Origin of the sequence: uncultured Tateyamaria sp. (assembly GCF_947503045.1) — a bacterium.
Taxonomy (GTDB): domain Bacteria; phylum Pseudomonadota; class Alphaproteobacteria; order Rhodobacterales; family Rhodobacteraceae; genus Tateyamaria.
This window is the reverse complement of the sequence record NZ_CANNCF010000007.1, coordinates 12454-24468: the sequence shown is the minus strand read 5'-3', so window position 1 is coordinate 24468 and position 12015 is coordinate 12454. Positions and strand designations below refer to the sequence as shown.

Genomic DNA, 12015 nt, shown 5'->3' with positions numbered 1-12015 from the left:
GCAGTTAAACGGCAAATGCGTATCTTGGAATCCGGGAATGGGACAGCGCGCCCAGCCTGGCAAAGGGAGACAGAAAAATGCGAAGCAAGATCATCGGAGCGGTCCTTGCTCTGATCGGTTTGTTGGTGACGCTGAGCTGTATGGACCAATCGAATGCGCCAGGACCCTTCGTCGAGGTCACGCGGGCGGAACTGGATGTTGCTCTGGCAACGACGCTGGCGCAGAGCCGAGAGGTCGATTTCCCGGAGAAGACCCGCTTCGAGGAACTGCGGTTCCGCCATGTCGTGGGCTTGGGCATCGAGGGACGGGCGCGGTTCTTCGACCCGGTTACAGGGGGCTATCCGCCGCCCGACATTCGGTTCTTCGGGTCGGTGCCGATGGGCTGGTGGCGCTTTGAGGACGGGGCGCTGAACATGAAGCTCGCCTCGGTCGACGGGATTGAGCCAATCCCCGGCGGGGCCGCCTCCACCAGCCAGGTGGCGGAACGGATCCGCGATAGCCTAGGCACTGGGGTCGGCGACCTGCTGTCGCGGATGTCCTTCGCCACCGACCTGGACCCGGACCGCCGCTGGTTCATTGCCAGTGGCCAAAGCACGCCTGAGGCGCTGCGCTTCGAGCTGTGGCCTCGATGAGGCCCGGCCATAGCAGATCAATGCCGTTTTAGGCTTTGGGACGAGAATGGCCGCGCATATGTGGTTCCGCGGCGTACGATGGGGTCGGCGAGATGTAGGTGTTCAGTCGGTTCGGCTAACCGCACAAGCTCTTGACCATTTTCCGTTGGGCTTACTGCGATAGTGAATGTACCGCCATGACCTCACGATCGGGACCCAAGCCACACTGAGCGTTCATCAGACTGGATTAAGTCAAGCAATTCGCTAAGAAGCACGATTTGGTTCGGCGACAAATCGAGAAAATATGGCTCGCAAGCCTTCTGTATGACATTCGGTACCTTGTTACACAGTTCCAGACCCTTAGTGGTAACCGTTAGTCGGCTGGATCGACGGTCGGACCTGTGTTCTGCGCGTTCCAAAACCCCGTCTCTTTCGAGCTGGGACGTCATACGCGATACGGTTGTTCGTTCGATCCCGGAGTGTTTTGACACCTCCGTTACCGTGTTTTTCTGGTCAAAGTGGATTGAGGCGAGGATGATCCAGGACAGGCGCGTCAGGCCATGGGACGCCAGTGCCTTCTCCACGGCAGTTTGAACTATCATCGACGCGCGACTCAATCGAAAGCCAATGCCTGCCTTGAAGCTGTGTCGTGTAATCTGTGTGGCAAGCTCGCTCATTGATCGTCAAACTCCGTGCAAAGTACACTTTTAAATTGGTGCAATCACCCAAAGAAAACAAGGTTGTTTGAGAAAAGTACGTGCAAATTGCACATAAATGTGTTTGCCTAAAGCGAAGTAATTCGACGTTGCTAGGGAGGAAACTATGAAATTGACCAAACTTTTGGGGGCCGTTTTGGCCACCTTCATGGGCACGCAGGCCTTTGCTGATGAACTGAAACTGGCCAGCTTTGTGCCGCCGACGCACCCGATGGATCGCGTCGTCATGACGCCGATGGCTGAGGCGTTCAATGCAGCGACCGGTGGCTCCAGCACGATCAAGATTTTTCCGTCGGGTGAATTAGGCAAGGGTCCGCAACAGCAGTACAAACGCGTGGCGACTGGCGTAGCCGAGATCGGCTTTGTCTTACCTGCCTTCACTGAGCAGCTGTTTCCTGTCCTGACCAGCTATGAGACGCCCGGTCTTTATCCGGACGGGGCTTCTGCGACCGCAGCGATGTGGGCGAACATTGATGCCATCAAGGACGAAGTGAAACAGGCGGTGCCACTTGCCGTGTGGTCCAATAACCCAACCATTCTAATTACCAAGGGCAAACCAGTGCGCTATCCGGCTGATCTCGCGGGCATGAAGATCCGCATCGCTAACTCCAAGACGGCTGCTATGATCACGGCCTGGGGCGGCGTCCCGGTCAACATGCCCCCGACAGAAGCCTATCAGGCGCTCAGCACTGGCACGGTTGACGGCATCTATATCGATCCGGCCGCGTTCAGAGCCTACAATCTTCAAGAGGTGACGGATTATGCAACCGTGAACATTCCTGGATCGGTTTCGAGTTTTCTTATCGCGATCAATAACGAAGCCTATGCCGCTTTGACGGAAGCAGAACAGCAATCCCTAATGGACGCGTCCGGTGAGGTGCTGAGTTCAAAAGCAGCAGAAGCATTCTTAGCAGCTGGTGAGGCCGGCCTGAAGATCGCGGCTGAGGGTGGCGTGGAGCTTGTTACGCTAACTGACGATGAAATTGCAGCGTTTCAATCCCTGTCACCTTTCGCAGCCTCGAACTGAGGACCGGGCTTGAGGCGCGGCGTATGAGAGCTTTGATTTCTCTCGCGGGGATTGCCTTCGGAGGCACATCCGTTGTGGTAATGATGATCCTTTCCGTTGCGGACGTTGTGAGCCGCGCCTTAGGTGCGCCGGTGCTGGGGCTCAAGGAACTCAGCGAAGTCTTTCTGTTGGTGTGCGTCGGTGCGGCCTTGCCTCTGGCCATTCTGGGTGGGCGGTCCATTGCAATCGAGGGGCTGGTCGACCGGTTTCCCAGACGCCTCCGTTTGGCCGTGACATGGGCAGGGATCGCATTGTCTATCCTTATGTTGGCAATCCTGGGCTGGTCTCTGGTGGGAGCCAGCGCGAATGCGCGTGATTTTGCGGAAACCTCGGCCTTGCTGTTGATCCCTTACGCGCCACTGTACCTGTTTCTGGCGGTTGCACATTTTGTTGCCGCCGTGGCGGTTGCGATCCACGCCTTTGGCGCATTTCGCAAAGACGTCACAGAGGTGTCCTAGTGGACCAGATTGCGGGTATCTTGGGGTTCGCCTCTCTTCTTTCTTTGATCTTTCTGCGGGTGCCTGTCGGCATTGCAATGTTGATTGTTGGCGTCGTGGGGACCGCGCAGCTGACCTCCCTCACAGGCGCGTTGCATAGCATGACCGGGCAGGCTTTTGCGATCACGACCACCTATAGTCTGTCGGTCCTGCCGCTGTTTATCTTTATGGGCAACCTCGCGACAAAGGCGAACCTCAGCCGCGATCTTTACGACGCGGCCTACAAGCTGGTTGGGCATCTGCGGGGCGGTCTGGCCAGTGCAACCATCGTGGGTTGTGCCGGATTTGCCGCGCTTTCCGGCTCTTCGATTGCGTCTGCCTCGACCATGGGCCGTGTGTCTTATCCCGAGATGAAACGCCGGAGCTATGAGCCCGGGCTGGCTACGGGGACAATCGCAGCCGGAGGAACGCTGGGCATACTGCTGCCGCCGTCAACTGGCTTTGTGCTTTATGCGGTACTGACAGAAGAGAGCATTGGGCGTCTGTTCATGGCGGGCATCCTGCCTGGGCTTTTGCTGACTGGGTTGTTTCTGGCGACCATCGCGTTTGTAGTCTGGCGCACACCGAGCGCGGGCGGCGTGTTAAACACCGAAGAAGACTTGCCCACATCGCAAGAGGTCTTATTGCGGGCGCTTCCAATCACCGGGATCATCCTGGCTACGATCGGTGGGATATACCTAGGCTTTTTCACACCTGTCGAGGCCGCGGGTGTTGGTGCCGCTCTGACGCTGATAGTGGCGCTTGTACGGCGACGCCTGAACTGGATGGCATTCGTTGACGTGCTGTCAGAGACGTTGCAGACGACTGGATTATGCTTCTTGATCTTGATCGGCGCGATGGTGTTCGCGCCTTTCGTCGCACTGTCTGGCCTACCTGCCGTTGTGGCAGAAAATACGATCGGGCTGAGCGATAACCCGTATGTCGTGCTGGCCGCCATTCTAATTCTTTATGCACTGCTGGGCATGGTGATCGAGGGTCTGTCCCTGATGGTGATCACGCTTCCGATTGTCTTTCCCGTCATCACAGGCCTTGGCTTTGACCCGATCTGGTTCGGCGTGATCATGGTGCTGGTTCTTGAAATGGGTTTGATAAGCCCGCCAGTGGGTGTGAACTGTTTTGTTGTGAGATCGGTCGCAGATGATGTGCCGCTTGGCACCATCTTTCGCGGTGTTATGCCGTTCTGGGGCGCGATGGCCCTGTGCATTGTGGTGTTGGTGGCATTTCCGCAGATCGCGCTTTTGATCCCGAACGCGATGTTTGATTGAGGCAGGCGGCATGACCCGATATTTCTCGTCCAAGGATCGCCCGTTCCACATGGGGCCGTACCCATGCGAGCTTTTGGCTCGGGGCGCTATGCCTGATCTGGCAGGTATACCGCAAGCGCAGCAACTGGTCTTTCGCGACGACACCGATCCGCGTTCAATCCTGAATGCTATGCGCGAACATCAGGCCATGCTGGATGCGATCCGAGACGGGTTGATCAACAAAGCCGTTGCCGAGGTGCCAACTGACCGACAGGAACGGGCAAATCATCTGAAGTCTTTTGGGTACTTCGCCGATGCCGCACTAATGGGTGTGTGCGAATTGCCGCCCGAGGCGGTACTGGATCAACCGCACGTCAATCCGGACGTGCAGCGGCTGGCGAATGACCTCAAGACGCGTCAGACTAAGACCTTGGCTGCAGGCATTGACCAAATCATGGCTGACCTCAAAGAGTCGATGGAAGCCCCGCCGACCGGCATTCAGTATCACACCCATTGTCTGGTCATCCTTTACGAAAACCCGCGTGACATCGCGCCAGACGAAGTGGGATGTGATTGGATTCGTGGGGCGTCGGCCCATCGTGCGGGTATGATTGCGGCCGAAACCGCGATCGTACTGTCAAATTACCTGCGCCTTCTCGGGTATCAGGCGCGTGGGCATACAGTGTCGAGTTCGGATGTCGATCTGAATAGGCTCGCCGTAGCGGCGGGGCTTGCAACCCTTGAGGACGGCGCGTTGCGCCACCCCTACATCGGCAGCTGCTTTGGTCTTGCGGCTGTGACGACCACGTTCGCCCTAGCCCCGGATCAACCGCTGAAACCGCTGGCCAAACAACCCAAATCCGCCTTTGGCGTCCGGTGGAGGTTGGGTGCCGGATCGTCGAAGAATGCCGCGAACGCCGTTCCTTATGCCAAGCGCCGGTTTGTCGATGGCGCGCATCCGTTCGAGAAACTGAAACGGGTGGAGACTCCGACCACTTACATTGATGAACCGAATATTCCACGCGTACCCAAACGCGCCGATATGTTCGCGCGTGCGCAATTCGGCGACATGGGAAAGAAAGTGCAAGAGGCCACCACAGGCGGCCACCATATCCGTAAGGCGGCCCCGTCGATGGCGCAGCGACGTGCCCTTGGTGCGTTTGTCTTGTTGCAGGACGGCGCGCCCACGCCCGAGAAGGTGCAGCTCGAACGACAAGAGGCCTCGGAATTGATCAAGGCGACAAGCTATTGGCTGGGCATCGACGCGGTCGGGATTTCGCGCTGTCCGGACTGGACCTGGTACAGCCATGATGCCCGCGGCGATGTCATTGATCCGCCCCACGAGCAGGCCATCAATATGGTCATCGATCAGGGCTATGAGACGATGGAGGGCTCGTCCGGCGATGACTGGATCGCGGTGTCGCAGTCCATGCGTGCCTATTTGCGTTTCTCTCTATTGGGTGGGGTGATCGCCAAGCAGATCCGCAATTTGGGCTTCAGTGCCAAGGCCCATACGGTGATGGATGGAGAGGTCTTGCAACCTCCCCTGCTCTTGCTGTCGGGTCTGGGCGAGGTTAGCCGCATTGGCGAAGTGATACTGAACCCATATCTTGGGCCCCGGCTCAAATCCGGGACCGTGACAACCGATCTGCCGCTCGCCCACGACAAACCGATAGACTTTGGTCTTCAGACATTTTGCGAAAGCTGCAATAAATGTGCGCGCGAATGTCCGTCCGGGGCGATCACTGCTGGGCCGAAGACCATGTTCAACGGCTATGAAATCTGGAAATCGGACAGCCAGAAATGTACCACCTATCGGCTGACCAATATGGGCGGGTCTATGTGTGGTCGCTGCATGAAAACCTGCCCCTGGAATCTTGAAGGGATATTCAAGGAAATGCCATTTCGTTGGGCGGCGATGCATGTCCCGGCGCTGGCGCCCGCCCTTGCAAAACTCGATGATATGGCCGGCAACGGGTCGTTGAATCCGGTCAAGAAATGGTGGTGGGACATCGAGATACAAGAGGATGGCGGGTACCGGGCCACGGCATCCCCGGTCAACAAGCGCGCCTTGCTAAAAGACCTTGATCTGAAATTCGAGGATCAAACCATGGCGGTCTATCCGGCACCCCTGGTTCCTCATCCGCATCCCTATCCTTTTCATATGGACCGCGAAAAGGGGATTGAGGCTTATAAGGCTATGGTGTCCGCTGAGGAGCACAAGTCGCGTTTGGCGCAAGGTGATCAAAGTGTGCTACACAAGCGGCCTTCTGAGGGCGCCGTTCCTGTGATCCCGGTCGTTGTGACGCTGGCCAAGGAAACAGCGAGCGGCGTGATGAAATACGAATTCCAATCGGTTTCCGGAGCGCCATTGCCTGAATGGCAAGCTGGCGCACATCTCGATATCGTTATTGCTCCGGATTTCCTGCGCCAGTACTCGATGTCCGGTGATCCGAGCGATCGTTCGACCTATCAGATTGCTGTGCTGCAAGAGGAGGAGGGACGTGGAGGCTCCAAGCTGATGCACCGAATTTTCAATGAAGGTCGTCGAGTCTTCATCTCGCATCCCATCAACCATTTCCCACTGGATCACAGCGCCAAGAGGTCAATCCTCATGGGCGGGGGCATCGGGATTACACCAATGATCGCGATGGCCCATGAACTATACGCCGAAGGCGCTGCGTTCGAACTGCATTATTCTGGCCGCTCCCGTGACCGCATGGGGCTTTTGTCGGACATCGAAGGGTTTGCCTGGGCCGACCGGGTTCACCTGCATATCACGGATGAAGGGTTACGCGCCGATCTGAATAAAATCCTGTCGGGCTACCGCCCAGGTTGGCACGTGTATACTTGTGGGGCGACCCGGTACATGGATGCGGTCATGGCTGCGGCCGAGCACGCTGGCTTTCCCGAGGACGCGCGGCACCTCGAATACTTCTCAGTCCCCGAACAGCCAGACTATGTGAACCATCCGTTCACGTTGAAATTGGCCAGGTCCGGGAAAGAGGTCGCCGTTCCTGCTGAAAAATCCGCTGCAGATGTTCTGATTGAACATGGATTTCCTATCGACCTAAAGTGCAGCGACGGACTGTGCGGGGTCTGCAAATGTGGTGTTTTGTCTGGCGACGTTGAACACCGCGATTTCGTGCTCTCCAAGGCGCAGCGGGCAGACTTAATGATTCTCTGCCAAAGCCGGGCAGCAGAACCAGAAGGTGTGGTCGAGCTGGACATCTGAATGGTCGCTTCTGATGTCCAGACCGGAATGACAAGTGGCGGATTTCTTTGATTTCCATATCGGGCGGCCGCCCCGCGTTTTGGTGCCGTTTTCAGAAAACTCAGCAGGTTCAGCCGCATGCGAGAGGCTGTTTCAAACCCTTTGGCAAAAGCGTCGAGAACCATCGTGTGTTTTTGGGTAAGACAAGGTCGGTCATGGATCCTTCGTATCTAAATGGCTGGGTACTCAGCTTTTAGCAGGAACGGATGCATGTTGGGCTTCTGCGGTTCGGCCGGAACTAACTGCGAACGCATAGGCGGATGCACGAATTCGGCTGTCAATCGGTTATCCAGGCTTGCCTCGCACCGGAGACATACTCTGCATGTCCGAATTTTCTGGATAATCTCTGTTACTTAACCTCGGTTGCGCCCTCTCAGCCCCACCGGCGAGGTAAACACTCATACCCAAATTCGAAGTCGGCACGGTCCTATTACTATCATGTAATAAATCAATGAATTTTGAAATACCCAAATTGTTTCAAGCAATAGGGTTAACTACGTCCATTTGGCACGAAGCACCACCTTTCCTGGTCTGCGCTCAAACACGATCTCGATGTCGCAGCGGACCACGACAAAATCACAGGAGACTACCATGAAACACCTACTGACCAGTGCCGTTATCGCGATCGCAAGTTTGAACGTCACACAAGCGTCGGCGGATGACGTCCGTGTCGGCTATGAGACAGTCGACGGCGTCGAAATCTTTTACCGCGAGGCGGGGGATCCTGCTGATCCGGCCATTGTCCTGCTGCACGGATTTCCAAGCTCGTCACACCAGTATCGCAAGCTGCTGGCTGATTTGTCTGATGACTACTACTTGATAGCGCCTGACTATCCCGGGTTCGGGTCCAGCGACTTCCCGTCGCCGGAAAACTACAGCTATACGTTCGACAACATTGCGGAGACGGTAGACACATTCCTTGAGCAAAAGGGCGTCGACAATTTCTCAATGTATCTGCAGGACTATGGCGCGCCCGTTGGCTTTCGGATCGCGACAGCCAACCCCGAAAAGATTGAAACGCTGATCATCCAAAACGGTAATGCTTACGAGGAAGGCGTCAATCCGGAGACCTGGGCACCAGTAACCCTTCTTTGGGAAAACGGGCGCGATGCAGAATACGAAGCAACGCTGATACCCAACATCTTTTCAGTCGAAGGCCTACGCTGGCAGTACACACACGGTACGCGTAATCCCGATGGTATTTTGCCAGACAACTGGTTGCTGGATCACCAGGCAATGAGCCGCCCCGGCATGCACGACGTGCAGCTCGGACTGATCTACGACTATCGCAACAATGTGGCCAAGTATCCCGAATGGCAGGCCTATATGCGCGAGCACCAACCTCCAGCACTGATTGTTTGGGCCAAGAATGATGCGTACTTCCCGGTTCCAGGCGCTGAAGGATATCTGCGTGATCTGAAGGATGTGGACTATAACATCCTCGAGACCGGTCATTTCGCGCTGGAAGAAGACGGCGATGTCATCGCACTGCGAATGCGCAACTTCCTGTCAAAGCGGTTGGCACGCTGACACCTTCCCGACACTGTCTTTGAAGCAAACAACCGCGTTGGCACCATTTGGTGCCAACGCGGTGAACTGATAGAAATCAATAACGAAATGCGTAGGAGTGGACGATGACCGAGGCATCCATAACCATCAAAGAGTTGAACCGATTTCCGGTCAAAGGCCTGTCCGCAGATCCGCTCACTTTCGTAAACCTTGTTGCGGGTGAAGGAATCCCGGGAGACCGGCTGTTTGGGTTTGCGCGGTTCAATTCAGGCTTTGATCCTAAAGACCCCAAGCCCTTGCCCAAGGATCGCTTTGTCGTGCTGCTGAAGGTTGCGGGTCTCGCAGGATTGCGCACAACGTTCCATGACGAAACCCAGGAGTTGGAGATCCGGCAAGGCGACAACACCCAGACCTTCGATATGCGCGATCCGGAAGCATCCACAAAAGCGGCCCGGCATCTCCATGAAGCATTGGAGCTTTCGGATCCGCATCCTCCCACATTTGTGTCGTCCGCGCCGCATCGTTTTACTGACGTGTCTGTTGTCTCTCCGCAGATGATGAATGCGATCTCCGTGTTGAACCTAAATTCTGTTCGGGACATGGAAAAACGGATTGATGCGAAGATTCATCCTGATCGGTTCCGGGCCAATGTTGTTATCGACGGATTGCCACCTTACGCGGAGCTTGATGCAGTCGGTAATGTTCTGGATTTCGGAGAGGTATCGTTCAGGATATTGTCCCGCACCAAACGTTGTGCTGCGACCGAGGTGAACCCGGAAACGGCCGAGCGCGATTTGAAAATCCCCTATCTGCTTCGCAAAGAGTTGGGCCACACGGATATGGGTGTCTATGTCGAAGTTGTCTCGGGCGGCACTCTCAACGTGGAGCAGGCCGGGGGGCTGAAGCTCCCGTAGCAGTTTTGTGACTGCGCTCAGTTCAGCACTGACGTTGCTTTCAGACGATCCTTCGCGAGATCAATGAATGCTCTGATTTTGGCCGGGGCCCGGCGTCCCTCGACATGCACAAGATGGATGGGCAACGGAGCGGGTTCAAACTCTTCAAGGACCGTTTCCAGTGTGCCGTTCTGGAGGTCAGGTCCAACCTGATATGACAGAACCCGACAGAGCCCCCAACTGCGCTTGGCAACAGAAATAGCCGTAGCAACACTGCTGACGGTCAAGCGTGGTTTGATCCTTACAGTCTCCTGCATGTCATGGCCAAAGCGCCATTCAGTGGTTGGGCTGACAGGCGCCGCAGACACGATCTGATGTGCTTGCAAGTCCGCAGGCGTTTTCGGTCTGCCGTTTGCTTCAAAGTAGCCTGGTGTGCCAAACACGATCCGGCGCACCTGTCCAACGCGGACGGCGGCCAGACCGGAAGACGGCAGCTCTCCAATCCGGACCGCAAGATCAAAGCCTTCTTCAACCATGTTCACGATCCGATCGACCATCAACACGTCGGCGGTGACACCAGGGTGCGTATCGAGAAACTCAGTTAGGATTGGTGCCACGTAAATTCGTCCAAACTCGTTTGAACAGGTGATCCGTAGCTGCCCAACGGGATTTGTAGCTGCCCCTTTGGCCGCATCATCAGCCGCCTGCATCTGAGCGAGGATATGGCGTGCATCCTCAAGATAGGTCTGGCCAACTTCCGTCAACCGGACTTTACGGGTTGTCCGGGTAAAGAGTCGTGCACCCAGGCGCGCTTCAAGTGCATTGACGCCGCGCGTGGCCGAGGGCGCGCTTAGACCGCTTTTGCGCGCACCACCAGCGAAGCTCTCTGCCTCAGCAACAGCGATGAATACTTCCAAGCTTTGCAGTCGATCCACAGCGGAATCCGCCTCACAATGTTCGTTTCATGAAATAATGTCTTTCACACTTGGATTATTAATTCAGCTGCTGGCCCAAGTTATCAATACCCAAAGCGCAAATATGTTGAGCTAAAGAGGACCCGAAAATGTCAACTGAACCGCCCCGCCACCCTTTGCCGCCGTTTAGCAAGGCGACGGCTATTGAAAAAGTTCGGCTTGCAGAGGACGGCTGGAATGGCCGGGATCCGGCAAAGGTCGCGTTGGCCTATACGCCCGACAGCAAGTGGCGCAACCGGGCGGAGTTCCCGCAGGGTCGTGCCGAGATCGCAGAATTCCTGACCCGCAAATGGAACAAGGAACTGGACTATCGGCTGATCAAGGAGCTGTGGGCCTATACCGACAATCGCATCGCGGTGCGCTACGCCTATGAATATCACGATGATAGCGGCAACTGGTTCCGGGCCTATGGTAACGAGAATTGGGAGTTCGATGAGAACGGCTTCATGGCTAATCGCCATGCCTCCATCAACGAAAAACCGATCTCGGAAGATGAACGCAAATTTCACTGGCCTTTGGGTCGGCGGCCCGATGATCACGCTGGTCTGAGCGACCTTGGCCTTTAACTCCTCACAAAACGGAAATTTCCAATGACACCGATCAAACTCTACCGTAACCCAAAATCCGGTCACTGCCACCGTGTCGAACTGATGCTGGCCCTGCTGGACTTGCCTTACGAAACCATCGATCTGGATATGGCAAACGGTGCGCATAAAGCGCCCGACTATCTCAAGATCAGCCCTTTTGGTCTGGTGCCTGCCATTGATGACCGCGGCTATACGCTCGCGGACTCGAATGCGATCCTTGTGTATCTCGTCCAGACTTACGCGAAGGGCTCTACTTGGATGCCCGAAGACCCCAAGGCGGCTGCAGATGTGCAGCGATGGCTGACGGTCGCGGCGGACAACATTTTTTCTGGGCCGTGCGCGGCCCGTTTGGTCAAGGTCTTCGGTGCGCCGCTGGACCACGAAGGTGCGGTCGGCAAAGCGCATGACTTGTTCAAGATGATGGAAGTGCATCTAGCCGATCGCCAATGGCTGGCAACAGACACAATCACAATCGCTGACGTCGCTGGCTACAGCTATATTGCACATGCGCCGGAAGGCGGCGTTGATCTTGCGCCTTACCCAAATATTCGAGCTTGGCTTGGTCGCATTGAAGCAGAACCAAAATTTGTCGGTATGGCAACTTCGCCAATCCCAGAATTGGCATGATCCGACCGTCTGGGTAA

Annotated in this window: 11 protein-coding genes; 9 read left to right on the top strand and 2 right to left on the bottom strand. The window is 56.1% G+C overall.

The features are described 5' to 3' along the window. The first annotated feature begins 77 nt into the window (after positions 1-77). Entirely contained in the window at positions 78-632 is a 555-nt protein-coding gene (locus Q1A89_RS21075) for a hypothetical protein (protein WP_299209232.1), read from the top strand. A gap of 182 nt (positions 633-814) precedes the next feature. On the opposite strand, the gene Q1A89_RS21070 is transcribed toward Q1A89_RS21075, so the two are convergent. Beyond that, positions 815-1288 carry a MarR family transcriptional regulator gene (locus tag Q1A89_RS21070; RefSeq protein WP_299733323.1) on the bottom strand — a complete coding sequence of 158 codons (474 nt, stop codon included), beginning with the start codon at positions 1286-1288 and terminating at the stop codon, positions 815-817. A 145-nt stretch (positions 1289-1433) separates the two neighbouring features. Between Q1A89_RS21070 and Q1A89_RS21065 the strand changes: the two genes are divergently transcribed. The 6 genes from Q1A89_RS21065 to Q1A89_RS21040 all read left to right on the top strand — a co-directional run bounded on the left by Q1A89_RS21065 (position 1434) and on the right by Q1A89_RS21040 (position 9831). Then, positions 1434-2354, top strand: a complete 921-nt coding sequence (locus Q1A89_RS21065) for a TRAP transporter substrate-binding protein (RefSeq protein ID WP_299733320.1) — start codon at positions 1434-1436, stop codon at positions 2352-2354. Positions 2355-2434: 80 nt separating this feature from the next. Then, on the top strand, positions 2435-2851 hold the full coding sequence (locus Q1A89_RS21060; RefSeq protein ID WP_299733317.1) for a TRAP transporter small permease: 417 nt from the start codon (positions 2435-2437) through the stop codon (positions 2849-2851). Beyond that, on the top strand, positions 2851-4155 hold the full coding sequence (locus Q1A89_RS21055; protein WP_299733314.1) for a TRAP transporter large permease: 1305 nt from the start codon (positions 2851-2853) through the stop codon (positions 4153-4155). The genes Q1A89_RS21060 and Q1A89_RS21055 overlap by 1 nt, the downstream gene beginning before the upstream one ends. A 10-nt stretch (positions 4156-4165) precedes the next feature. Continuing rightward, a complete protein-coding gene (locus tag Q1A89_RS21050) occupies positions 4166-7369 on the top strand; it encodes a reductive dehalogenase (RefSeq protein ID WP_299733311.1) in 3204 nt (1067 codons plus the stop codon). 630 nt (positions 7370-7999) lie between these two features. Then, positions 8000-8938 carry an alpha/beta hydrolase gene (locus tag Q1A89_RS21045; protein ID WP_299733308.1) on the top strand — a complete coding sequence of 313 codons (939 nt, stop codon included), beginning with the start codon at positions 8000-8002 and terminating at the stop codon, positions 8936-8938. A gap of 104 nt (positions 8939-9042) precedes the next feature. Further along, entirely contained in the window at positions 9043-9831 is a 789-nt protein-coding gene (locus Q1A89_RS21040) for an MOSC domain-containing protein (RefSeq protein ID WP_299733305.1), read from the top strand. A gap of 17 nt (positions 9832-9848) precedes the next feature. On the opposite strand, the gene Q1A89_RS21035 is transcribed toward Q1A89_RS21040, so the two are convergent. Next, positions 9849-10745, bottom strand: a complete 897-nt coding sequence (locus tag Q1A89_RS21035) for a LysR family transcriptional regulator (protein WP_299212045.1) — start codon at positions 10743-10745, stop codon at positions 9849-9851. Between the two features lie 128 nt (positions 10746-10873). Here Q1A89_RS21035 and Q1A89_RS21030 point away from each other — a divergent pair, with 128 nt between their 5' ends. Both Q1A89_RS21030 and Q1A89_RS21025 read left to right on the top strand, forming a co-directional pair. Beyond that, a complete protein-coding gene (locus tag Q1A89_RS21030) occupies positions 10874-11350 on the top strand; it encodes a nuclear transport factor 2 family protein (RefSeq protein WP_299212042.1) in 477 nt (158 codons plus the stop codon). Between the two features lie 24 nt (positions 11351-11374). Further along, on the top strand, positions 11375-11998 hold the full coding sequence (locus tag Q1A89_RS21025) for a glutathione S-transferase family protein (protein ID WP_299212040.1): 624 nt from the start codon (positions 11375-11377) through the stop codon (positions 11996-11998). Positions 11999-12015: the final 17 nt, after the last annotated feature.